General features: G+C 50.6%; 17 protein-coding genes and 1 tRNA gene. 5 read left to right on the top strand and 13 right to left on the bottom strand.

The genetic code is table 11. The annotated features are described in order from the left end of the window. Positions 1 to 137: 137 nt before the first annotated feature. From HGD79_RS20215 to mocA, 5 genes are all read right to left on the bottom strand, one after another. Positions 138 to 3008, bottom strand: coding sequence for a molybdopterin-dependent oxidoreductase Mo/Fe-S-binding subunit (locus tag HGD79_RS20215; protein WP_000583618.1), 2871 nt, complete (start codon positions 3006 to 3008; stop codon positions 138 to 140). Beyond that, positions 3005 to 3784, bottom strand: coding sequence for a molybdopterin-dependent oxidoreductase FAD-binding subunit (gene ygfM / locus HGD79_RS20220; protein ID WP_000572462.1), 780 nt, complete (start codon positions 3782 to 3784; stop codon positions 3005 to 3007). Before ygfM ends, HGD79_RS20215 begins: the two co-directional genes overlap by 4 nt. A gap of 50 nt (positions 3785 to 3834) precedes the next feature. Beyond that, positions 3835 to 5163, bottom strand: a complete 1329-nt coding sequence (gene ssnA, locus HGD79_RS20225; RefSeq protein WP_168848484.1) for a putative aminohydrolase SsnA — start codon at positions 5161 to 5163, stop codon at positions 3835 to 3837. 2 nt (positions 5164 to 5165) lie between these two features. Then, positions 5166 to 8264, bottom strand: coding sequence for a putative selenate reductase subunit YgfK (gene ygfK, locus HGD79_RS20230; RefSeq protein ID WP_000502429.1), 3099 nt, complete (start codon positions 8262 to 8264; stop codon positions 5166 to 5168). A 321-nt stretch (positions 8265 to 8585) separates the two neighbouring features. After that, complete coding sequence (mocA, locus tag HGD79_RS20235) at positions 8586 to 9164, bottom strand: molybdenum cofactor cytidylyltransferase (RefSeq protein ID WP_001272856.1); 579 nt, start codon at positions 9162 to 9164, stop codon at positions 8586 to 8588. A gap of 102 nt (positions 9165 to 9266) precedes the next feature. On the opposite strand from mocA, the gene yqeC reads away from it, so the two are divergent. After that, a complete protein-coding gene (yqeC, locus tag HGD79_RS20240; RefSeq protein WP_001298920.1) occupies positions 9267 to 10037 on the top strand; it encodes a selenium cofactor biosynthesis protein YqeC in 771 nt (256 codons plus the stop codon). Positions 10038 to 10084: 47 nt separating this feature from the next. Continuing rightward, positions 10085 to 11710 carry a selenium-dependent molybdenum cofactor biosynthesis protein YqeB gene (gene yqeB / locus HGD79_RS20245; protein WP_001020380.1) on the top strand — a complete coding sequence of 542 codons (1626 nt, stop codon included), beginning with the start codon at positions 10085 to 10087 and terminating at the stop codon, positions 11708 to 11710. 40 nt (positions 11711 to 11750) lie between these two features. Here yqeB and arcC read toward each other — a convergent pair whose 3' ends face one another. From arcC to ygeW, 5 genes are read right to left on the bottom strand one after another with little or no spacing between them, the layout of a single operon-like run. After that, complete coding sequence (arcC, locus tag HGD79_RS20250; protein ID WP_000037992.1) at positions 11751 to 12683, bottom strand: carbamate kinase; 933 nt, start codon at positions 12681 to 12683, stop codon at positions 11751 to 11753. A gap of 47 nt (positions 12684 to 12730) precedes the next feature. Then, the gene (gene hyuA, locus HGD79_RS20255; RefSeq protein ID WP_001264452.1) at positions 12731 to 14116 is read right to left on the bottom strand and encodes a D-phenylhydantoinase; all 1386 of its coding nucleotides are present in this window, start codon (positions 14114 to 14116) and stop codon (positions 12731 to 12733) included. Positions 14117 to 14168: 52 nt separating this feature from the next. After that, complete coding sequence (locus tag HGD79_RS20260; RefSeq protein ID WP_001107125.1) at positions 14169 to 15380, bottom strand: YgeY family selenium metabolism-linked hydrolase; 1212 nt, start codon at positions 15378 to 15380, stop codon at positions 14169 to 14171. A 57-nt stretch (positions 15381 to 15437) separates the two neighbouring features. Next, on the bottom strand, positions 15438 to 16634 hold the full coding sequence (gene dpaL, locus HGD79_RS20265; protein WP_168848485.1) for a diaminopropionate ammonia-lyase: 1197 nt from the start codon (positions 16632 to 16634) through the stop codon (positions 15438 to 15440). Positions 16635 to 16691: 57 nt separating this feature from the next. After that, on the bottom strand, positions 16692 to 17879 hold the full coding sequence (gene ygeW, locus HGD79_RS20270) for a knotted carbamoyltransferase YgeW (protein ID WP_001303128.1): 1188 nt from the start codon (positions 17877 to 17879) through the stop codon (positions 16692 to 16694). Between the two features lie 478 nt (positions 17880 to 18357). On the opposite strand from ygeW, the gene HGD79_RS20275 reads away from it, so the two are divergent. Then, positions 18358 to 20136: a sigma-54-dependent Fis family transcriptional regulator gene (locus HGD79_RS20275; RefSeq protein ID WP_000417808.1), complete on the top strand. Its 1779-nt coding sequence runs from the start codon at positions 18358 to 18360 to the stop codon at positions 20134 to 20136. 39 nt (positions 20137 to 20175) lie between these two features. On the opposite strand, the gene xdhC is transcribed toward HGD79_RS20275, so the two are convergent. Genes xdhC through xdhA form a run of 3 tightly spaced genes read right to left on the bottom strand, consistent with a single transcriptional unit; the run spans position 20176 to position 23838 of the window. Then, the gene (gene xdhC, locus HGD79_RS20280) at positions 20176 to 20655 is read right to left on the bottom strand and encodes a xanthine dehydrogenase iron sulfur-binding subunit XdhC (RefSeq protein ID WP_001016605.1); all 480 of its coding nucleotides are present in this window, start codon (positions 20653 to 20655) and stop codon (positions 20176 to 20178) included. After that, on the bottom strand, positions 20652 to 21530 hold the full coding sequence (gene xdhB / locus HGD79_RS20285; protein WP_000459182.1) for a xanthine dehydrogenase FAD-binding subunit XdhB: 879 nt from the start codon (positions 21528 to 21530) through the stop codon (positions 20652 to 20654). Before xdhB ends, xdhC begins: the two co-directional genes overlap by 4 nt. A 10-nt stretch (positions 21531 to 21540) precedes the next feature. Then, positions 21541 to 23838 (bottom strand): xanthine dehydrogenase molybdenum-binding subunit XdhA, encoded by a 2298-nt coding sequence (gene xdhA, locus HGD79_RS20290; protein WP_000388150.1) that lies wholly within the window; start codon positions 23836 to 23838, stop codon positions 21541 to 21543. Positions 23839 to 24252: 414 nt separating this feature from the next. On the opposite strand from xdhA, the gene actS reads away from it, so the two are divergent. Both actS and HGD79_RS20300 read left to right on the top strand, forming a co-directional pair. Continuing rightward, the gene (gene actS / locus HGD79_RS20295) at positions 24253 to 25008 is read left to right on the top strand and encodes an amidase activator ActS (protein WP_001272558.1); all 756 of its coding nucleotides are present in this window, start codon (positions 24253 to 24255) and stop codon (positions 25006 to 25008) included. A gap of 78 nt (positions 25009 to 25086) precedes the next feature. Then, a tRNA-Gly gene (locus HGD79_RS20300) sits at positions 25087 to 25160 on the top strand. Positions 25161 to 25391 lie beyond the last annotated feature (231 nt).

Consider the following 25391-nt stretch of genomic DNA (forward strand, 5'->3'; position numbering starts at 1 on the left):
ATCATCTGAATTAGTAAAATAAATTCCCACGAATTTGGGGCGCAGGACGCCTTGAGAACGGCTTATCTCATTTTCGCAGTCACTATTTAGTCATCGTCCAAACAGAGAAACAGGCCGCCGAAGCGGCCATTTATTATTTATATTTTTTCCAGCGCAGTGAGTATTTTCTCCGGTGTGAAATGCCATTCGCGTAACCAGATGCCGCATGCATCGTGAATTGCGGTAGCAATCGCCGGAGCTGCGCCATTTACACCGATTTCCGAGATCGATTTCGCCCCGAACGGGCCGACTTTATCGTCGCTCGGCACCAGCACAGCGCGGAAATCACGCGGAATGTCACCAATTTTCGGTGCGCCGTAACTGCGTAAATCACGCGTTAACGGGTGACCTTCGGCGTCATAAATGATCTCTTCGCTCATACTGTGGCCGATAGCTCGCAGGGTAGCACCGTAGATTTGTCCCAATGCTAATTCCGGGTTGACCGGTGTACCGCAGTCCAGCAAGGCGTAGAATTTATCCAGGCGGATTTCACCCGTACGCGTGTTGACGGCAACTTCAGCGAAGTTTGCGCCATACGGGAAGGCGAAATCAGGCGTGATATAACTGCCAGTTCCCACCAGTGAACCAAAGCCGGTGCCGGTTTCGCCTTTATGAGCAATATCCCCGAAGCTGACTTCGCCTTTCTTGCCGCGCACGACGCCCGGCGTTGCCAGTTGAACATCTGCCACTGCCTCACCCAACATTTGCGCGCCGTGGAACAGAATTTTCTCCCGCAGATTTTCCGCTGCCAAACGCGCCGCGTTACCCGAGAAGCAAGTACCGGACGAGGCATATGCGCCTTTATCAAACAACGCATGATCGGTATCACCGGAGATAACATGCACGTCCTGCGGTGGGCAGTGCAGCACTTCTGCTGCCAGTTTCGTCACTACAGTATCCAGACCAGTACCAATATCCGCACCGCCAGAATGAACGATAAAGGTGCCGTCCGATTCCAGTTTGATCATGCAGTTAGCCTGATCGATATCCGGGATACCCGATTTCTGCATGATAATGGCGACGCCGCGACCGATGTGCCAGTCACTATTTTGCGGTTTCGGTGAAGACCATTGGATCATCTCGCGACCCTGACGCAGGATCTCTTCCAGTGCGCAGCTGGCGGCGGAAGGAACGGAGGTCGGCGCTTTACCTTCACCGATTGCACCGAGAATTTTCAGCTCTTGCCCTTCGTGTACCCGGTTACGTTCGATAATTTCCAGTTGGTCGATCTGTAACTGTTCAGCCAGTTCCGCTAATGCCATGGTGATAGCGAAGTTACCTTTCGGTGCGCCATAACCCTGATAAGCACCATTTGGGCAAATGTTGCTGTAGTAGGTGGTGACCTGGAAATCGACGTTATCGCACGGATATAACGGCAGCGACAGCGCCGGTCCGTTACACGGTACGGTGAGTGAGTGGTTGCCGTAAGGGCCAGTGTTGGCGCGGAAATCCATCTTCACTGCCGTCAGGCGACCATCTTTTTTCGCTCCCAGTTTGACGGTGACTTTCGCGACGTGACGAGAGGTGTTAGCAATAAACTCTTCTTCACGGGTGTAGCGGAACAGTACCGGACGCCCGGTCACGCAGGTTGCCCATGCGCACACTTCTTCCAGCAGGATGTCCTGTTTGGAGCCAAAACCGCCGCCAACTCGCTCTTTAATGACATGAACTTTATGCTGTTTCATGCCTACGAGGCGCGCGACCTGGCGGCGTAAGTGCCATGGTACCTGGGTGGAGGCGTGGATAACCAGACGATCGCCGTCCATCCGGGTAAAGCAGATATGTGTTTCAGTCGGGCACTGCTGTGCCTGCGTTGAGTTATAGGTTCGCTCAATGATCACATCGGCATCGGCAAAGCCTTTGTCCATATCACCAATATGACCATGAATACTGGCGGCGATATTTTTGCGAGGGCGAGAACCGATCGGGAAGTTGATGATCATATGCTCGCCGCGCTGGGCTGCATGGCTGTTATCGTCTTCCAGAGTATCTGGCGCACCAGCAACATACACCACCGGTTCATCGTGCACGACAGGCGCATCTTCCGCCATTGCTTCGTCGATCGACATTACCGGCTTAAGCACTTCATATTCAACGTCGATGAGCTTCAATGCTTCGAGCGCAATTTCTTCACTTTCTGCGACGACCGCAGCAACACGATCGCCGACGTGACGCATTTTCTTGCCGAACATACGGCGGTCAAGCGGTGACGGTTCCGGTGCGCTCTGACCACCCGGGGTATAGTAGATATCCGGGCAATTCAGGTGAGTAATAACGTGAACGACGCCCGGTAAGGCTTCAGCTTTGCTGACATCCAGATGAGTAATCAGTGCGTGAGCGTGTGGGCTACGTAACATTTTAATGACGCAGGCGTCAGCCGTTACGCGGTCTTCAACATAGCAGGGTTTCGCCTGCACCATTTTCGCGGCATCAGTTTTAGGATAATGCTTGCCAATGACTTCAAGGTCGTCACGGAAAGTCGGAGCGATATCAATGGTGGCCTGCGGATTATTTTTACGTGCAACCGCCAGTTCAATGACCTGATAGTATTGTTGCCAGCCTGCATCGCGGCTGAACAAACCAGAAAGCGCGTCGTCGATCTCTTCGCGGGTAGGTGCGGCGATGCGATCGAGAAGATCGGTGATAATCAGAGCTGCAGCTGGATCGTTATAACCAGACTGCACCACGCCAACATCAACCATTGCCTGTTGAACCAGACTTAACTCGTTCCATTTGCCCAAAGATTCTGCGGTACGAATATCTGCCTTCTCTAACTGTGCGGCAATAAGCAAGGACGCGTTAACGATATTACCGTTAAAGATTATTGCGTCAGAACCGGCAAACCCGAAGCCATCATCACTGTTGCGTACAGAGTGCATTCCCATGTTAAACAACAGCTTTTGCACGTTTTCGCCTGGATTAACGGTTAGCTCCTGAGGCGCGCCATTTAAAGTAAAGTGGATGATCATACGGCTTCCTCCCCAGCCTGTTGGCAGTCGGCATACAGGTCGGCTACCAGAACTCCCGTGATATAGCGTTTATAGGCCACGCTGCCCCGCAAATCTTCCTGCGGGAAAATGGCGTTGGCGACAGCCTGTTCAAGTGCATTGCCTTCCAGATTTTGTTTTTCGACATCATGCAGACGCAGTGCTTTACTGGCGACGCCATCCAGCGCAATTCGCATACCGTCGTGGTCTGTCATTGCAACGGCTGCCGTCACGACGGTTAAACCTGCCTGAGAACGGCTAATTTTGCGGGTCGCACAGGTGCGATACGGATCTTTAATGATAATTTCGGTTAGCAGGCGATCGCATGGGCAGGCCAGGTAGTCCTCGATTGACAGCGTTTCGCCGTTGCCAAAAACCAGTTCAGCATCCAGTGCCAACAGGACGGGAAGCAGCACCGACTCTTCCTGGCGGGCGGCGATTTCACCACCAATGGTCGACTGATTACGAACATGGCGTGAGTAAACAAAACCGAGGGCTTCACGCAGCGCTGCAGGAATAAATCGCGCATCACGCAGTGGCTGCAAGCGAGACATTGCGCCAATCCGCAGTGCACCGTTATCCCAGTCAACCCAGTCCAGTTCCAGATCCTGTAAGGAAATGGCAATCTTTTTATCGGTACGGGTTGGTGTAGCATTGAGTTTGCTGCCCCCGGCGAACCAGACGGCTTCATCCTGGTAGCGGCGCTTCAGTTCCAGCGCCTGTTCGACAGAGTCGGGCCTGAAAAATTGTTCAATCATCTTCTTTCCTTATTTAACCCTCTTCCCTGCGGGAAGAGGGCATCTGTCATTTATGCCAGCGCATCCATCCGACGCCACATACTGGCAGCGGCTTTTCTGGCTTGTGCATAAATGGAATCGCAATCGAAGTTAAACTGACGGTCTTCATAGACCATCACACCATTGACCATCACGCTGTGAACGCTGCCTGAGCCCATACCGAAAGCGATATGCCCGGCGATATTGTCTGCCAGCAGCGGCGTCGGTGAGTTGTAATCGCAAATGGTTAAATCAGCTTTGTAACCGGCTTCCAGAAGTCCAAATTTCGCGCCAAAGTTGCGGCTCATCAGTTCGTTACCGTTAGTCAGGGCTTTGGCAAAACTGTCAGGCCACAGCGGACCACCCGCATCGCGATGTTTAAAGAAGGCAAATTTCATCTCTTCAAACATGTCCGAACCAATGCCGTCCGTTCCCAACGCCAGATTGCGGATGTCGCTAAGGTGATGGTTGTAGCCGACATGGTTGTTCATGTTTGAACGGGCGTTATGCACCAGGAACGCATCGCGCTGATTGAGTAGGGCGATGTCATCTTTCGACAAGTACAGCCCATGAGCGACCAGCGTTTTGCTATCGATGAGATCGAATTGCGCCAGTCGTGCCAGCAGGTCTTTGCCGTACCAGTAGTGACTGTAGGAAACGTCGTAAAGGTCTTCCGCAGCGTGAATATGCAAACCACGGCCTGTGGCTTTCACGGCTTCACGTAGCATCTCCAGACCGGCATCTGGCACGGTAAACGGCGCGTGAGCACCGATATGTGCTTCCACCAGATACGGCTCGGTTGCTGCTTTCTTCGCCTCATCAATCTGACGGGCGAAGCGGATGTTTTCTTCTACACCTTCCTGCAACTCTTTGATGCCGTTGTTACGGTCAGTAGTTTCAAAACAGGTCATCGCGCGCAGGCCAACTTTTAAAAATGCGTCGCGCAATGTGGAGAGCGACCCGCCGATATACGCCGGAGAGGCATGGTGATCGATAACCGATGTACATCCGCTCTTAATCGCTTCCAGGGAACAAATCAGCCCGCTGTAATAGAGCGACTCTTCATCAAGGGCGCGATCGAGCCGCCACCAGAGATTTTTCAGCGTTGAGATGAAATCCGGGCAGGGGGCGATGTTTGCCATAATTCCGCGGGAAAGCCCCGAGTAAAAATGGTTGTGCGAGCAGACAATTCCCGGCATCACAATCCGACCATGCATCTCTTTGTAGCTGGCATCGGGGTAGCGTTGCGTCAGGGCATCGCCGATAGCGACAATCACATCATTTTCGATAGCGATATCAACGCCTTCCTGCACTTTCGCCGGGTGTAACTGCACTGCGGTGACATTCTTCAGAATCAACATGATTACACCTCCACGCGGCCCAGCAGATAATGATGATGCTGGTGGACATGGCTGATGATGCGGCACATATCGTTCAGCTCCGGTGGTACGTTGTTGAACTGACCTTCGCTGTCGATGTTTAACACCCAGCTTTGGTTATTCAGTCGTACTCGTACCCGGCAATCTTCCACAAGGAAGCCTGGGTTGCTGCTGTTATCAAAGTCTTGCGCCAGGCTGAAAACGGTGATTTTGTCTTTGTATGGTTTACCGTTCCACGGACAGAACTGAGCGCAGTTGCCGCATTCGTTACAGTAAGCGTCGAGGTGCAGCGTCTGGAATCTATTCTGGAAGCCTGGGACCGCAATGGAGACGTTGGCGCGGTTCGGGCAGACATCCACACACTTGCTGCAAACGTAGTTACATTCGAGGCAGCGAGCGGCTTCCTGGGCGACAAACGCGTCACGATCGTCACTGTTCACCAGAGTGATAGAGATATCGCCTTTACGTTGATAGATTTCCGCCGGATTGACGTTGTTCCAGTATTTATCGTTCTGGTGGGAACGGATATTTTCCCGACTAAGGATGGCATCGGTCGCCCGACGCGCGGTTCCGACAGCAGCGACAATGGAGGATGGTCCGCGCTGTACGTCGCCGATCATAAAGACGTCAGTCAGACGAGTTTCGCCATTGTGGTCGACGTCTGGCCAGCCGTTTTTGTCCAGCGGCACGCCCATCGCATTCAGGGCTTCAGTATCCTGCTGTTCACCAATGGCGGTGATCAGGCTGTCTACATGCAGTGTTACTGTTTCGTTGGTTTCAACCGGACGGCGACGGCCTTTCTCATCGGGTTCGCCAAGCGACATAACGCGCAAGGTTAAGGTGCCATCAGCATCGAAACGTTCCGGATTATTCAGGAAACGGAACTCCACGCCGTCGTGCAACGCTTCTTCATACTCTTCGCGCCATGCGGGCATCTCTTGCAGTGAACGACGGTAAACGATCGTTGCTTTTTCTACGCCTGGAACGCGTAACGCCGCACGAGCGCAGTCCATTGCGGTGTTACCCGCCCCGACAACGACCACATGTTTGCCCAGCTTGAGCGCTGTACCCTTGTTGTATTCACGCAGGAAGGGGAGTGATTTCCAAACATTTTGGTTGTCACCCGCCAGTTTCACACCGCTATTTTTATCAGTGCCGGTGGCAATCAGAACATAGTGGAAGCCCTGATTTTTTAACTGTTCAACGGTCAAATCGGGTGAGCAGCCATACTCAAATTTCACGCCGTGATCGGCAACAAAATCGATATCGTGCTGAATTAACTCAGCCGGAATTCGGAACTGAGGAATGATATTTTTCACCACGCCGCCCGCATTGGCTTCGCGTTCAAACAGCGTAACCGGATGGCCCGCTCTGGCAAGGAAGTAACCTGCTGCCAGACCCGCCGGACCTGCACCAATCACGGCAACCGGATGGCGTGAACCAGAACCGGCTGGTTTGTGCCAGCGTTGCTTATATTCATCCCAACCTTTTTCCAGCGCGACTTTTTTCAGTTCGCGGATATTCAGCGCACTGTCGTAATCCAGGCGGGTACAGTTGTATTGGCACTGGTGATCGCAAATATGACCGGTAATGGCGGGCAGAGCGTTGCGTTGGTAGATGAGTTCCAGCGCGTCGGCATAGCGGTGTTCGCCAAGCAGACGGATGTATTCCGGAATATCTTGCTTGATAGCGCAGGCAGTAACACAGGGGGCAACGTAGCAATCGGTCAGCGGCAGGTCTTCTGCCACTTCAATACGCTCTTCTGGCTTCCAGTGTTTCTGGGTGTATTCCATGGTTAACGCATCTGCTGCCAGTCTGTTCAGTCGTTCGACGTCAACATGGTCAAGTCCCCAGGCGTCGGAGCCTTCCAGCTCGCGCATGCAGGCACTTAAGCGCAAATAGCCGCCAGGTTTCAGCAGGTCGGTTGCCATAGTAATAGGGCGAATACCTGTATCAAAAATATCGCGGATAGTCAGCTGACTGGCACCACCGGAATAAGAAATGGGCAGTTTGCCGTCAAAGGCGCGAGAGAGAACTGCTGCAACATTGATGGAGAGCGGGAACAGCGCACGGCCTGACATATACATCTCTTCACCAGGCAGTGCGCCTTTATTGTTGATGGTGCCGAGAGTGTTAGTCAGTTTTACGCCAAAGCCGAGTGATTTTTCTTTTGCCAGTGCCATCAGGCGTTCCAGCATTTCCAGTGCTTGCGTCAGCTTGAGGTCGTGATCAAATGACTCTTCTTTTAAGCCTATGTAACCGAAACCGCAGACATCGAGGATCTCACGAACACGCGCGTATCCCAGTAAGGTCGGGTTAAGTTTCACAAAGGTGTTGAGCCCTTTTTCTTCCAGCATGTAGCGGCAAATGGCTTCGATTTCATGCGGAGGACAGCCGTGCATGGTGGAGAGGGTGACGCCCTGCACCATACTGGTGGGGATGCGAGCGGGTAAGGCTTGCAAGCTTTCGCGTTTTTCCTGCAATCCGTGGCGGGCTAAAAATGCGTCATCCTGGAGTAATTTATTCAGCGTATCGCGATATTGCGCGAATTTCGGATGGTCAGATGCGTCCATCATATTGTCGATGAACTGTTGCATTGGCGGTTGCTTAATACCTTCGAGGTTGTAACCGACGCTCATATTAAAGATGAACGATTTACCGGAATCAGAAGGCTGGAACATCGCTTCGAGAAGGTGCAGGGCAAACCAGGCTTTGAGGTATTCATCCCAGGCTTTAAGCAGGGTAAATTCGGTAGACCATTCGGTGTTAAAGCACTCGTCTTCGGCATCGATACAGGGCTTTTCCAGCTCCAGGCGGTCAAGAATTTGGACGGTTTTTAGTTCGATGAAGCGTCCGCCAGTCAGCCAGGAAGTGACAATATTTTGCGCGAGCTGCGTGTGCGGGCCAGCGGCAGGGCCGACGGGAGTGGCACAGGTTTCACCGAAGACGCTAACAGTTTTACCTTTTACAGGTGAGTAAAACTGTTGCTCGGGAATACCAAAGATTGAGCGTTGTTGTTGGTATTCATCAAATATGCGCGTCAAAAGTTCCTCAAACGGAATGGGACGCATAATATCCCCCATAACCCTCTCCTTAGCTTATACAGATATCATTGAGTGACCGGTGTTGAGAAATCCGGTGGTTTAGGGGGATAGAGCAACAATCGCACCACTCTTGCCAGGTTTGGCGGGAAATATAAAAAAATGTGAGGCGGCTCGAAACTTAAAGGCTTTTTGTGAATGAACTCACAGGTGCCAAATGAGAATTAAAATCACTCCTGAAAATTATTATTGTCAGCCCATTTATCACTTTTTCTCTTTTCTCAAAATCAGTGATTCCTTATCATTATGATAAAGAGTGCTGGAGAGATTAAATATTTGAACGCAATCGTTTAACTACATTTTCTAAATTTTAGTATACCTTTTTTGCGCTGTAATAAAGTCGTCCGGAGTATCAATATCTAAAATTATTTCTGCATTTTCTATCTCGACGGAATAATGAGCTCCCATAAGGAGTGCCTGACGCATATTGGTGACATTGGGTCGTTGGATTGCCTGCATCAAGCATGGTTTTGACACTAAAATCGGATGGCCGGGGATGCCATTATGGAGTGGCAGTATTGCGCCATCATTTCGTAACGACCAGATTTTTCTAAAAATATCGATGGTGAGGGTTGGCATGTCACCGTGGGTGAGAAAACAATGTTCTGTTTGCACTGCGGGTACTGCGGCCTTTACTGATGTTAGTAAACCCTGCGCATAATCTGGGTTGTGGATAATAGTGATATTGCTCTGGTTCGCATAACGTTCGTGCAGTTCATTACCACGATAGCCGGTGACTAAAATAATTCGGCTACAAAACTGCAACGCATTTTTGATACTTGTATCAAGAATTGTCCCCTGTTGCCAGGGTAACATCATTTTCCATTGCCCCATTCTTGATGATAATCCGGCAGCGGTAATTATACAGTCGATGGCTGACATAGTGGTTCCATTATTTATAGGGGCTAATAACGCCTGATAATTGCGTTACTTCCTGATGGATTAAGTTGGGGATAATTTATCCCAGAGAGGTCATAAAGACTCGTGAAAAGTATAGTTGACCCATCGGCATTAGTCATTGATTTAGGTGCGCAGAAACGTCCCACTGTGATTTCTGTTGTTGGTGCTGGGGGGAAAACCAGCTTGCTTTTTTGGCTGGCAGAACTGCTCCAGGCTAGCGGCAGGCGTGTGTTAATCACGACGACGACACATATGTTTATGCCAACGTCTCACTGGCCCGTGGTTTTCTGTCGTGATCCCGCCATGCTTCCTCATGCGTCTCTTACATCCCCCATTTCATTTTGTTTTCACAGCTGGAAAGCGAACCAGGGAAAAGTGCAGGGATTTACGCCAGAAGCGATTGATGCACTGGTGCAACGACCAGAGTGTGACGTAATTCTCATTGAAGCAGATGGCTCGCGTGGAATGCCGTTAAAAGCGCCTGATGAGCACGAACCTTGCATACCCAAAAGCAGTTGCTGCGTGATTGCTGTGATGGGAGGACATACTTTGGGCGCGAAAGTGAGCACAGAAAATGTCCATCGCTGGTCGCAGTTTGCTGATATTACCGGGTTAACACCTGATGCAACCTTGCAACTGAGCGATCTCGTTGCGCTGGTTCGCCACCCTCAGGGGGCGTTTAAAAACGTACCGCAAGGTTGTCGGCGAGTCTGGTTCATTAACCGTTTTTCTCAATGTGAGAATGCGATTGCACAAAGCGAGCTCCTTCAACCGCTGCAACAACACGACGTAGAGGCAATCTGGCTGGGCGATATACAAGAACATCCTGCAATCGCGCGCAGATTTGTGAATTAGCGGCCCGGGTATTCCGGGTTACTGAAAGGATATCCATTGAGGTTGGTATGAATATTTTCACAGAGGCTGCAAAACTCGAAGAGCAAAATTGTCCGTTTGCGATGGCGCAAATTGTTGATAGCCGAGGCTCGACTCCCCGCCATTCTGCACAAATGTTAGTGCGCGCCGATGGTTCTATCGTCGGTACAATTGGTGGCGGAATGGTTGAGCGGAAGGTGATTGAAGAGTCACTTCAGGCATTGCAGGAACGTAAGCCGCGATTATTCCATGGACGTATGGCTCGTAACGGTGCGGATGCTGTCGGGTCAGATTGTGGAGGTGCAATGTCAGTATTTATCAGCGTCCATGGTATGCGTCCACGTCTGGTGTTGATTGGCGCGGGGCATGTCAACCGGGCGATAGCCCAGAGTGCGGCGCTATTAGGATTTGATATTGCCGTTGCCGATATTTATCGCGAAAGCCTCAATCCTGAACTATTCCCTCCATCAACCACGCTTCTCCATGCTGAGTCGTTTGGTGCAGCAGTGGAAGCACTGGATATTCGCCCTGATAATTTTGTCCTGATTGCCACGAATAATCAGGATCGTGAAGCCCTCGACAAACTCATTGAACAGCCCATTGCATGGTTGGGGTTGCTGGCAAGTCGCCGCAAGGTTCAGCTTTTCCTGCGTCAATTGCGTGAGAAAGGCGTGGCTGAAGAACATATTGCCCGTTTACATGCGCCCGTTGGTTACAACATAGGTGCGGAAACGCCGCAGGAGATCGCCATCAGCGTGTTGGCAGAAATATTACAGGTGAAAAATAACGCGCCGGGTGGGCTGATGATGAAACCTTCTCATCCTTCCGGACACCAGCTGGTGGTGATTCGCGGTGCGGGAGATATCGCCAGTGGTGTGGCGCTACGTCTGTATCATGCGGGTTTTAAAGTGATCATGCTGGAAGTGGAAAAACCGACAGTGATTCGTTGTACGGTGGCGTTTGCCCAGGCCGTGTTCGATGGCGAAATGACGGTCGAAGGCGTCACTGCTCGCCTGGCAACCAGCTCTGCGGAAGCGATGAAACTTACCGAACGCGGATTCATCCCTGTGATGGTAGATCCCGCCTGTTCATTGCTTGATGAACTGAAACCGCTTTGCGTGGTGGACGCTATTCTGGCGAAACAGAATTTGGGAACGCGGGCAGATATGGCACCAGTAACAATCGCGCTTGGGCCGGGCTTTACTGCAGGGAAGGATTGTCATGCGGTAATTGAAACAAATCGCGGGCACTGGCTCGGTCAGGTGATTTACTCTGGTTGTGCGCAGGAGAATACCGGTGTTCCTGGCAATATTATGGGGCATACCACCCGACGGGTGATCCGTGCTCCTGCTGCAGGCATTATGCGATCCAACGTGAAATTAGGCGATCTGGTGAAAGAGGGCGATGTGATTGCCTGGATTGGTGAGCATGAAATTAAAGCACCGTTGACGGGGATGGTGCGTGGCTTGTTGAACGACGGCTTGGCAGTGGTTGGTGGTTTTAAAATTGGTGATATCGATCCTCGTGGTGAAACCGCTGATTTCTCCAGCGTTTCTGATAAAGCCCGGGCGATTGGCGGCGGCGTACTTGAGGCGTTAATGATGTTGATGCATCAGGGCGTGAAAGCGACAAAAGAAGTGCTGGAAGTGGCTTAAATGAAAATGGCCGGATGGTATTACCCACCCGGCCTTAAAATTACTGACAAATCACCGTTCCGGTTTTGCCTTCAATCCCTTCTTTCGCTTTGCTCAATACGGTAATCAGTGCTTCACGACCTGCGCGAGAGCGAGCAAACGAGGCGGCAGCTTCCACTTTAGGCAGCATAGAACCTTTCGCAAAATGACCTTCTTCGATAAAGCGTTCAGCATCACTTAATGACAGGCGATCGAGCCACTGTTCATTCTCTTTACCGAAGTTAATGGCCACTTTTTCTACCGCAGTCAGAATGATCAGCATATCGGCATCAATCATTTCTGCTAAACGGGCGCTGGCCCAGTCTTTATCGATAACCGCGCTGGCACCACGCAGATGGTTACCTTCACGAATAACAGGAATACCACCACCGCCAACGGTGATCACCACCTGGCCTGCATCTACCAGAGCTTTAACCGTTTCTTTTTCAATAATATCAACCGGTTTTGGCGAGGCAACAACACGGCGATAGCCGCGACCAGCATCTTCTTTCAGAGTGTAACCCTGTTTTGTCAGTTGCTCTGCTTCTTGCTCGGTAAAGAACGAACCGATCGGCTTGGTCGGGTTGAGGAATGCCGGATCGTTAGCGTCGACTTCGACCTGAGTAACCAGCGTTGCTACCGGTTTATTAATGCCCCGAGAAAGCAGTTCTTCTCTTAAGGCGTTTTGTAGATCGTAACCAATATAACCCTGGCTTAAGGCAACGCAGACAGACATCGGCAGCATTGGCGAGTGCGCTTCAGTTTTTGCAGCAGCTTCAAAGGCCTGGTTAATCATGCCCACCTGCGGCCCGTTACCATGAGTGACGATAACTTCATGTCCTTGGGCAATTAAATCAACAATTGCCTGAGAAGTAATTTTTACCGCTTTCATTTGTCCGGCCAGGTCATCGCCCAGCGCATTCCCGCCCAGGGCGAGAACAATTTTCTTACTCATTTTTCCTCACTCATCATTCTTGATTGTGTATAGATCCCTGACAGTGGTTAGAGCACGGGAGGGACAAACGGTTTGCGTCGCAGGAAACGACCTCGCCCGGCTTTGCCTGTAAAGGTGCCGTCACAGAAAATCGTTTCACCACGGGATAAGGTTCTGACAATCGCGCCCTGACAGGTAAAACCCTCCCATGGCGAGTAGTCGGCGTTGTCGTGGAGATGGCGATGCTGAATTTGTTGGCTCTGACGTGGGTCGATAATCACCACGTCGCCATCGGAACCGGGCGCTAATAATCCTTTTTGCGGCCACAGGCCAAACAGCCTGGCGGGCATTGCGCTGGTTAATTCAACAAAGCGTTCCGGTGTTATACGTCCCGTCATCACGCCACTGGAAAACAGTAACTGCATGCGGTTTTCCACACCGGGTAAGCCATTTGGGCAGCGACTGAAATCGCCTTTAGAAATTTGCAGGCGTTGAGCCATCGAGAAGGTGCAGTGATCGGTCGCCACCACGTCAATCGCACCATCGCTGATGCCACACCACAGTTTGTCCTGCTCGCGTACGTTACGCAGCGGTGGGCTAAGAATGAACTTCATGCCGTCTTCTGTATCGTAACTGCGTTCGTCCAACAGGAGATATTGTGGGCAGGTTTCAACCCAGACTGGCTGGTGATTCGCACGGGCAAGACGCAGATAATCCAGACCTAAGCCGTTAGACAGGTGCACGATATAGAGCGGGGCGTTACCGGCAATTTGTGCCAGGTTAATCATGCGGGCGATGGCTTCCGCTTCGCATTCCAGAGGGCGACTCAAGGCATGATAGCGCGGCGCGGTTAACCCTGCGGCGATAAATTCCGCCCGCTTGCTGGCGATAGCCGCATCATTTTCCGGGTGCACGGTGGTCAGCGCGCCGGATTCATGCAGACGGCGTAATGCCTGCAAAACCTCGTCATCGTTGAGTTTGTATTGATAGGTTAAATAGAGTTTAAAACTGCTCAGTCCTTCCTCGACCATCATCGGGATTTCGTCGAGGATTGCGTGATTAATGTGCTGGATCACACCGTGAAAGCTGTAATCGATGACCGCTTTATGGGCGGCATAACCACGATAAACCTCCAGTTGATGGCGTAACCGACAGCCGTTTGGGCCAAATCCCATATGGTCAATAATGGTTGTTGTACCGCCACACGCAGCTGCGCGGGTACCGGTAAAAAAATCATCACAACTGCGCGCGATGCCGACATCAATATTGAAATGCGTATGGACATCCACGCCGCCAGGGAAAACGTAACAGCCAGTGGCATCAATTTCTTCATACGGGAGCTGCGGCGAAATATTGTTGCCCAACTGGCGAACAATCCCGCTTTCAATCAGCAAATCCTGTTTGGCTTGTCCATCTGCGTTAACGACAGTGCCGTTTTTGATCAATACGCGCATAGCAAACTCCAAAAACCCTCCGGCGAACCGGAGGGGAATAAGTGAAGAGTAATTACTCTGTTGCCAGCCAGCTTAACGGGATTGCAGCGTACATCGCGGCACAGGTCACCAGGTGAGATTTCCAGGTTTTTTCGTTAGGTGCATGCGCTTCAGGTTCTTTACCCGGGCCAAAGCCGATCACCGGAATGCCGTGACGGCCCATGATAGATACGCCGTTAGTTGAGAAGGTCCACTTATCAACAACCGGCGCTTTGCCAAACAGCCCTTCGTAGGCATTCACCAGTGCTTTAACGGTGAAGTGATCTTCTTCCACTTTCCAGGTCGGGAAGTAGCATTCGGTTGGGTAAACCAGGCCAGTCCAGGACGGACGGTCGTAGTTGTACATAGAAACAACCGCGTTAGCTTTCTGTACTGCAGGCAGGGCGCGGATTTCGTCCAGCGCGCCTTCCCAGGTTTCGCCCCAGGTCAGACGGCGGTCAATAGAGACGGCGCAGCTATCTGCTACAGCGCAACGGCTTGGGGATGTGAAGAAGATTTCAGAAACGGTGAGGGTGCCTTTGCCGAGGAATTCGTCATAACCCAGACGTTGGGAGAGTTCTTGTAATTCGCCAAGAATCGGACCCATTTTGAAAATGGCGTTGTCACCGCGTTCTGGCGCAGAACCGTGGCAGCTAACACCCTGAACATCAATACGAATTTCCATACGACCGCGCTGACCACGGTATACCTGGCAGTCGGTTGGTTCGGTACTGACCACAAATTCCGGGCGAATGCCGGATTGTTCAATAATGTACTGCCAGCACAGACCGTCGCAGTCTTCTTCCTGCACAGTACCGGTAACCAGCAGGGTATATTCATCTTCCAGACCGAGGTCTTTAATGATTTTACCGGCATAAACCATAGATGCCATGCCGCCTTCCTGGTCGGAAGTACCGCGACCACCGATCAGCTCATCAGTTTCCATGCCTTCGTACGGATCGAAGTCCCAGTTTTTGATGTTGCCAATGCCGACGGTATCGATATGAGCGTCCATTGCCACCAGACGCGGGCCGTGGCCGATATAACCGAGAACGTTGCCCATCGGGTCGATTTCAACTTTATCGAAGCCGACTTTTTCCATCTCTTCTTTAATACGATGTACTACGCGTTTTTCGTCGCAGCTTTCACTGGGAATAGCAACCATGTCGCGCAGGAAGCGAGTCATGTCCGCCTGGTAATCTTTTGCTTTTTCAAGAATCAGTTTGAATGGAATATTCTTAGCCATTATTTTTCTCCAGATTTTTTACTCCCCGTTTTGCAGGGAGTAGTTCCAATAGGGTGATTAAGGTGCTACAGCGTGTTTGCCTTCCCAGACAACTTCGCGGTAGTGCTTCACGTCGGTGTCGCCTTCAGTGCTGATAACCAGCACCACGGCATCTTTGTTCAGCGCCAGTTTTTCCATCAGGCTTTGACGTTGCGGGTGATAATGAACCGCTGCGAGAACGCCCAAACCGACAGCGCCGGATTCACCGGAGATGATGCGCGGGTCGTTGCCGTACGGATTACCCAGCACGCGCATACCTAATGCGGCAACGCTGTCCTGGCAGGAGATGAATTGGGTGGCGCAGTTACGTAGGATTTCCCAGCCCAGCGGGTTAGGTTCGCCACAGGCCAGGCCCGCCATGATGGTGGCCATATCACCGCCAACGTTGACGATGTCGCCTTTGACGCCGGAGCGATAAATACAGTCAGCTTTGTCAGGTTCAACAATAATGCTGTGCAGATTTTGCGGGCTGTAGACGTCGACCAGATAACCCAGCACACCACCGGCCATTGCTCCGACACCGGCTTGCAGCAGAACGTGCGTCGGGGTTACGCCCATTTCACGCATTTGCTCGACGGCTTCATCTGCCAGGGTTGCGTAGCCTTGCATGATCCAGGTTGGGATTTTGGTGTAACCTTCCCATGCCGTGTCCTGTACCACTTCCCAGCCGTGCTGCTGCGCGTGTTGCATGGTCAGGCGAACGGTATCGTCATAGTTCATATCCGTGACGATGCACTCGGCACCGAGGTTCAGAATGGCGTCAACGCGTTCCTGAGCAGAACCTTTCGGCATGTAAATCACCGCATTCTGTCCGAGTTGCTGTGCTGCCCACGCCACACCGCGCCCGTGGTTGCCGTCGGTGGTGGTCGCGAAAGTCATTTTTTCGCCGATGGCATTTTTCAGGTGCTCAAATGACAGCGTTTCGATATCAAGATGATATTTTTCACACAATAATTGAGCGATGGCGTACGCACCGCCAAGCATTTTGAAGGCGTTCAGACCGAATCGTTTTGATTCGTCTTTGACGAGAATTTTCTTCACACCAAAAAGGTTTGCGAGATCGTCCAGCGCACAAAGCGGTGTTGGGCGATAACCAGCTATTTTCTGGTGGAGCTGGCGCGCCAGTTTGGCCTGGCTTTGCGAAAAGAGCGGTGATGTTTCGCCGTTGAAAAATTTGTTATCGGCGATATCAATCTTCAATGAGAAAACGGACATATCCTATCCTTTTGGCCTCTGGAAATAGAGGGCCGACCAGCTGATCGGCCCGAGGGGTTATTTCACGCGTTCTTGCGCTTCTTTCAGCAGTTGCTCGAGCAGTGCACCTGGTTTGGCGTATTTACGGGACAGGATCATCGCGGCGATGATATAAGGCTTCCAGCTGGCTTCTTTGTAGGTAGCGATACGGTATTTTTCGAATACGCCTTCAGTCACTTCCCCTTCTTTGCAGGATACGCCGCTGATATCAGCTGGCAGGCAGTGCATGTACAGGGCTTCGCCATCACGGGTCAGTTCCATCATCTCTTCAGTACAATGCCAGTCTTTGTGTTGCGCGTTCTGTGCCAGACACTGTTTTTCCAGTGCTTTTAAGCCTTCGTGATCGTTAGCGCGCAGCAATTCGGTACGCTGTTCCATCACTTTGTAAGGTGCCCATGACTTCGGATAAACGATGTCTGCATCTTTGAATGCTTCTTCCATGCTGGTGACCTGACGGAAGCTACCGCCAGATGCTTTAGCATTGTTTTTCGCGACTTCTACTACATCCGGGATCAGGTCGTAGCCTTCCGGATGGGCCAGGGTGACATCCATACCGAAGCGAGTCATCAGACCGATGATGCCTTGTGGTACAGAGAGCGGTTTGCCATAGCTTGGAGAGTAGGCCCAGGTCATGGCGATTTTTTTACCTTTCAGGTTTTCCAGTGAACCAAAGTGTTCACGTAACCACGCGAGGTCAGCCATTGACTGAGTCGGGTGGTCAATATCGCATTGCAGGTTCACTAAAGCCGGACGCTGTGGCAGTACACCCTGCTTGTAACCGTCATCAAGTGCAGCGCCAACTTCACGCATATAGGCGTTGCCTGCGCCCAGATACATATCGTCGCGAATACCAATAGCGTCGGCGCAGAAGGAGATCATATTGGCGGTTTCACGCACGGTTTCGCCGTGAGCGATTTGTGATTTGCCTTCGTCGAGATCTTGTTGTGCAAGGCCGAGCAGGTTAAGCGCGGAAGCATAAGAGAAGCGGGTACGAGTGGAGTTGTCGCGGAATACGGAAATACCTAATCCACTATTAAAGACTTTGGTTGAGATGTTTTCAGCACGCAGTGCTTTTAATGCTGCGGCAACGTCCAGTACTTGTTTCAGTTCATCTGGCGTCTGTTCCCACGTTAACAAAAAATCTTTCTCGTGAAGGTGAGAGGTCAGCGAATTGATATCCTTAATCAGCTCATTAACAGTTTTCATCATAAAGTCCCGGTAGTGGAATGACAGGCAAAGTGGTTTATTTCACTGTGACTTGCCAAAGTGATTGGTGTTTTCACAGCTATACCTGGGACTAACAATAAGTGTGCCAGAATTATCCACGGGGCTGTAAAAGACTAATTTGACGGATAATGTGTGGGGTTGATCACAAATTGATGCCAGCTTCGGGTTGTTTGTAAAATACGAAAACGATTGGCTTTTCTTATCGCGTTATTTATTTACTGCTAAGTATCAGAAATAAGATAAAGGGACAGGCTATCTCTCTTCAGTTTGATAAACTCACCGCCGTAATTCTCATATTGATATAGAAATGTGATATCTCTTCCATAATTTCATTAGAAAGTGATAAAAATCTTATGTTTTTATCAAAGCCAATTTCGCCTGAGTTAATATCATCATGATCTGTGAACCATCAACGTCTTCAATGATCGACTTTTAAGTAAGTCTGGAAGGTAAAGCTATGGAGCTTGCTACTACGCAGTCAGTATTGATGCAAATTCAACCGACAATTCAGCGTTTTGCCAGAATGCTTGCCAGCGTTTTGCAGCTTGAGGTTGAGATCGTTGATGAAAACTTGTGTCGCGTCGCCGGAACTGGCGCGTATGGGAAGTTTCTTGGCCGCCAGTTGAGCGGCAACTCACGCCTGCTCCGCCACGTCCTGGAAACGAAAACTGAAAAAGTTGTGACACAGTCTCGCTTCGATCCCCTTTGCGAAGGTTGCGATAGTAAAGAAAATTGCCGCGAAAAAGCATTTCTGGGTACGCCTGTCATTTTACAGGATCGTTGTGTTGGGGTGATAAGTTTGATTGCCGTTACCCACGAGCAACAAGAGCATATCAGTGATAATTTACGCGAATTTTCTGATTATGTTCGCCATATATCCACCATTTTTGTTTCGAAACTTCTGGAGGATCAGGGGCCAGGAGATAACATCAGTAAAATATTCGCGACCATGATCGATAATATGGATCAGGGCGTATTAGTTGTTGATGATGAAAGTCGGGTTCAGTTTGTTAATCAGACTGCCTTAAAAACACTTGGTGTTGTACAAAATAATATTATTGGGAAACCTATCCGTTTCAGACCATTAACATTTGAGAGTAATTTTACTCATGGACATATGCAGCATATTGTTTCGTGGGACGATAAAAGTGAATTAATCATTGGTCAATTGCATAACATTCAGGGCCGACAATTATTTTTAATGGCATTTCACCAATCGCATACCAGTTTTTCTGTAGCAAATGCACCTGATGAACCACATATTGAACAATTGGTTGGCGAGTGCCGTGTTATGCGGCAATTAAAACGACTCATTAGCCGTATTGCACCCAGCCCATCCAGCGTTATGGTGGTTGGTGAAAGCGGCACGGGTAAAGAAGTCGTCGCCCGAGCAATCCATAAGTTGAGCGGAAGACGGAATAAACCCTTTATTGCTATCAACTGTGCCGCGATTCCGGAGCAGCTTCTGGAAAGCGAACTGTTCGGTTATGTTAAAGGCGCATTTACTGGCGCTTCTGCCAACGGTAAAACAGGGTTGATTCAGGCGGCGAATACGGGCACGCTGTTTCTCGATGAAATAGGTGATATGCCATTAATGTTGCAGGCTAAATTACTGCGCGCTATTGAGGCGCGTGAAATTCTGCCGATTGGTGCCAGTAGCCCAATACAAGTCGACATTCGCATCATTTCTGCAACTAATCAGAATTTGGCCCAGTTCATTGCCGAAGGTAAATTCCGCGAAGATCTCTTCTACCGACTTAATGTTATCCCGATAACTCTGCCACCGCTGCGTGAACGTCAGGAAGATATTGAACTATTGGTGCATTACTTTTTACATCTGCATACCCGTCGTCTGGGATCGGTTTATCCTGGCATTGCTCCCGATGTCGTCGAAATATTGCGTAAGCATCGTTGGCCCGGAAACCTGCGCGAGTTAAGCAATTTGATGGAATATCTGGTTAACGTAGTTCCTTCAGGTGAAGTTATCGACAGCACGCTATTGCCGCCAAATCTGCTGAATAATGGCACAACGGAGCAAAGTGATGTAACAGAGGTCAGTGAGGCGCACCTGTCACTCGATGATGCGGGCGGCACGGCGCTGGAGGAGATGGAAAAGCAAATGATCCGCGAGGCGCTTTCACGTCATAACAGCAAGAAGCAAGTTGCTGATGAACTGGGCATCGGCATTGCTACGCTCTATCGCAAGATTAAGAAATATGAGTTGTTAAACACATAACCTCAGTGAATCCGGCCTGAATTCAGGCCGGATATCCTTTTACTTCGTTTTCTCGCAATCCAGAACTGTATTTACAATCATCTGATACCCCGTGCAGCGACAAAGATTTCCCGCCAGTCCGCGACGAATTTCCGTAATGGTTAATGGCTTCTCGCGTGGTTTCGCCAGCATTGCCGTGGTAGCCATAATCAGGCCAGGCGTACAAAACCCGCACTGCACTGCGCCGGATTTCGCATAAGCCTGCTGAACATGAGAAAGTTTTCCGCCTTTCGCTTCACCTTCCAGCGTGCGGATCTCTTTTCCTTCAGCCCAGGCGGCAAGGTATAAGCAACTGTCTATTGCTGTGCCGTCGACCAGCACCGTACAGGCACCACATTCACCCACGCAGCACCCTTGTTTGACACTTAGCAGTCCTTGTTCGCGGAGTAATTCCGAGAGCGGCGTGCCTGGTGCGGCGTGAAGCTGAAAAGGCATCCCGTTAATGGTGCATTCGATGGTAATTGTTTCGCTGTGATTCATTGCAATTTTCCCCCCGCCGCGGCGACGGCTTCGCTAATCACTTTTTTGGTCATCGTCTGGATGAGATGCAGACGAAACTCTTTACTGGCCCGCCATGAAGAACGCGGGGCGACATCTTGCAGGACAGATTCGCTGATAGCTTCCAGCGTTTGCAGGTTTAATGGCGCATTTTGTGCAGTCTGTTCGGCATGTTGGCAGCGAATCGGCGTTGGCGCGGCAACACCAAATGCCAGGCGTAATTCGCTGAAATTGCCGTTATCCAGTCGGCAATGTGCGGCGCAGCCAATCGTTGAAATATCCATTGCGTCGCGCATGGCATATTTAAAATGCGCGCTGCCCGCGTGTTCTTTCGGCTGTGGCGGAAAATGAAAGGCGACGAGGATTTCGTCATGCTCAAGAGACACTTTGCCCGGCCCGGTGTGAAAGCCATTAATCGGGACGAAACGAACACCGCGCGGGGAGTGGATCTCCAGTTTCGCGTCATAAATTAGCGTTGGCGTGGCAGAATCTGCGCTGGTGGCACCGTTGCAAATATTTCCACCGTAGGTAGCGACGTTACGGATCTGCGGTCCAGCAATGGACGTGGCCGCAGCACATAACGCCGGGAGATGACGTTGAGTTATAGGATCTTCTATTAGCTGGGTAAATGTCGTTGCAGAGCCGATACGTAGCGAGCCATCTTCCGCCAGCGTAATTCCCCGCAGCTCCGCCAGATTATGAATATCAACAATATGGCGATAACGGTCATTGTGATGGTGGAGCTGAATCAGTACGTCAGTGCCACCGGCGAGCAGTTTGGCCTGCGGGTTGTCAGCCAGCAGGTTGATGGCATCGGCAAGGGTTGCTGCGCGATGGTAAGAAGCAAAATCAAACATGATGTTATCCTCAAATCAATCCTGCCAGATGGAACTCTTCATATAACCGTTTTGGCGTCAGCGGCAGTGTATTGATTGCAACACCGGTAGCCATCTTCACCGCGTTACGAATAGCAGCGGCAACAGGAATTATTGGTGGCTCACCCAGTGACTTATGTCCGTATGCGGATTGCGGCTCATTGATTTCGACGAACGCGCTTTCCAGTTGTGGCAGATCCGGCATGGTCGGCATTTTGTAATCCAGCAGATTGGGGTTACGGACCACGCCGCTTTTAGCATCGATGATCATCTCTTCAAATAGCGCCCAGCCAATGCCCATTCCCATTCCGCCGTGTACCTGACCTTCTGCCAGCAGTGGATTAAGAATATGCCCTGAATCATGAACGTTGAGGATGCGGTTGATGGTGACTTTGCACAGCGCAATATCGACCGTCAGATCAACAAAGGTACAGCCAAACGCCGGTGGGTTAGTGGTGGTTTTGATGGAGCTTTCAGCAGAGAGCTGCCCGCCGCGTTCAGGGTGGTAGAAAGCGTCCATCGCCAAATCTTTTAACGACATTAACGGCTCTTCCGGTCGTTCAACCAGCACGATATGGCCTTTTATCAGGGTCAGATTCATCGCTGACTGATGTAGCATGACTGCGGCGTGAGCGATGATTTTCTCTTTTAATAATAGTGCCGCACTGCGCAGCGCAGGCGCGGCAACATAGCTCTGGCGTGAGGCAAATGCGCCGGGATCGAACGGCGTAACGTCGGTATCTTGAGTTGAAATAACGCGAACGTCGCTGACCGGAACCCCCACGGTTTCTGCCACCATTTGCGAGAAGACGGTGTCGGCACCCTGACCGATTTCCGTCGCGCCGCTTTGCACGTTGATGGTTCCATCCTGATTCATCAGAAGGCGCGCGCCTGCTATTTCTACGCCGACAGGCCAGGTGTTAGAGGTGTAGCTAAAACAGGCGACGCCAACGCCGCGGCGCAAATTGCCTTGCTGGTTCTGGCATTCTGCACGGCGTTTTTCCCATTCAAAGATTTTCCGGCCTTTTTCAAGACACTCCGGCAACCCTGCGCTGTAAATACGTTTGCCCGTGAGCGGATTAGCATCTCCTTCGCGGGCGGCGTTGCGTAAACGAATTTCAACAGGATCAATACCTAACGCTGTCGCGGCGTCATCAAGCATAGACTCAACGGCAAATACGACTTGTGGCGCGCCATAACCACGCATCGCACCAGCCGAGGGGAGGTTGGTATAGCAGGTCTTTGAACTGTAAGCGTAGGCACAACGAGGATAAAGGTAAGCGACTTTATTCCCCCCCGCAGAAGCGATGGAGTGCCCGTGAGATGCATAAGCGCCGGTGTTAGACAGAACATCCAGACTATAACCTTTCAATGTTCCGTCGCGGTTCACGCCCATTTGCCCGTCAATGGTAAAAGCGTGGCGGGTACGGGTTGCGAGGAAACACTCTTCACGGCTAAGGGAAACTTTCACCGGAATGCCGCCAAGCTTGCTGGTCAGGAATGCCGCCATTGGCTCTTCCAGTACATCCTGTTTATTACCAAAACCGCCACCGACAAACGGTTTGATGACTCGTACGCATGACCAGGGAATATCCAGCGCCTGACCAACCACGCGGCGAACAATGTGCGGGATCTGGGTGCTGGAAACGATGGTAATTCGCGAGTCATCCTCCATCCACGCCAGCGATGTTACGCTTTCCATGTGACAATGTTGAATAACGGGGGTCTGATAGTGCCCCTGTACCTGGTAGTCGGCGGCATCGATTGTTTGTTGGACATTACCCGTCGACATCGTGCTTTGTTTCAGTAAATTGCCACCGTTATGGATTGGTGCAGCGTCTTCTGCCAGCGCCGCTTCTGGCGTGGTGATAACGGGTAATTCTTGCCACTCAATGCTGACCAATTGCGCCGCTTTTTCTGCCGTGAGTTCATCGCGGGCCACGACGATGGCAACGGCGTCACCATGATGACGAACATGGCGAGTTAGCAGTGCGCGATCGGCGGTATCGCGCTTGTTTTCGTCAAGTGTCCAGGCATGCCCAGCAGTAGCAAATGGAATATCAGGCACATCTTCCCAGGTAAAAATCGCCAGTACGCCCGGCAAACTTCTGGCTTGTTCATCATTAATACTTACGGCATAACCATGTGCGATAGGGCTACGTACATATTTCGCATAACACATGCCCGCCATAACATAATCGTCAGTATATCGTGCCCGCCCGGTGACCTTAGCAATGGCATCGACGCGCATGCATGATTCACCCGTAGCGGTTGCTTCCCGCGCTTCCATAGAAATCCCCTCGATTTGAACATTTGGTTCTTATGGCAAAGATTTAGTCTAAGCAGGCAAGATTTACGCCAGAAACGACGATAAGCGTTAGGGGAGGTAGGAAGTGTGATGACGTTAAAAAAACACAGATATGATACGAAACAGGACTCTGAATAGGGGCAGTGATACGTATCAATATGAGTGGCGATAAAATCAATGTGATAAATTGGGATTATTACGCATCAGGATGGGAAATAGGGTAAAAAGTCAGGAAGTTCGATACCTCTACAGCGAATATTTTGCTGATGATACTTCCCTTTGCCAAATGAAATTAACCTCTTTCTCTATTACCACGTTTTTCCAGAAGCAAGAGATTGGGTATCAAGAGGCTGGCTGCTATGATAAGGCGTCTTGTTTTTTAAGCGAGGAAAGATTTTGAGTGCGGGACGCCTGAATAAAAAATCTCTGGGTATCGTGATGTTGTTATCGGTTGGACTGCTTTTGGCGGGCTGTTCGGGTAGCAAATCATCCGATACAGGAACGTATTCCGGCTCCGTTTACACCGTGAAACGGGGGGATACGCTATATCGTATTTCGCGCACCACGGGAACCAGCGTAAAAGAACTGGCGCGACTGAACGGCATTTCCCCCCCTTACACCATTGAAGTTGGTCAGAAACTAAAACTGGGTGGGGCGAAAAGTAGCAGTAGTACACGTAAATCAACCGCCAAATCAACGACCAAAACCGCATCGGTTACACCGTCATCAGCGGTACCGAAATCTTCCTGGCCGCCAGTAGGGCAACGTTGTTGGTTATGGCCAACGACAGGGAAAGTTATCATGCCGTATTCGACAGCAGATGGCGGCAATAAAGGGATTGATATCTCAGCTCCACGGGGTACACCTATTTACGCCGCGGGTGCAGGAAAGGTGGTGTATGTGGGCAACCAGCTGCGTGGCTACGGTAATCTCATCATGATTAAACACAGTGAAGATTACATTACGGCTTACGCCCATAATGACACGATGCTGGTAAATAATGGGCAAAGCGTGAAGGCTGGGCAAAAAATCGCCACTATGGGGAGCACGGATGCGGCATCTGTTCGCCTGCATTTCCAGATTCGTTACCGTGCAACGGCAATTGATCCGCTACGTTACTTGCCGCCGCAGGGCAGCAAGCCAAAATGCTGATGGCGAATTAATCAGCAGTCAGCAGCGCGGCACTTGCTAAGGAGAGCGTAAGGTTTATAATGCCTTACGCATCTCGAAGCGGGCGTAGTTCAATGGTAGAACGAGAGCTTCCCAAGCTCTATACGAGGGTTCGATTCCCTTCGCCCGCTCCAATTTATCTTCACCTGATCAATCTGCCATTTTTGCTGTATCTGATTTTCTATATTATCTTAATTCAATCGCTTCAGACTTTTCGCAATCGCCGTAATACTTCCCCATTTTGTTGTAAATAAAAAGCGTTTACGCAATGCAATCCTTTTGTAACAACCCAGGTAAAACACCTTATTTTCAAGTTGTTAAATAAGTGGTTATCTACGCTTTTAACAAACGATTGATGGAATATT

This window comes from Escherichia sp. SCLE84, assembly GCF_012584495.1.
In the GTDB taxonomy this organism is placed as follows: Bacteria; Pseudomonadota; Gammaproteobacteria; order Enterobacterales; family Enterobacteriaceae; genus ECMA0423.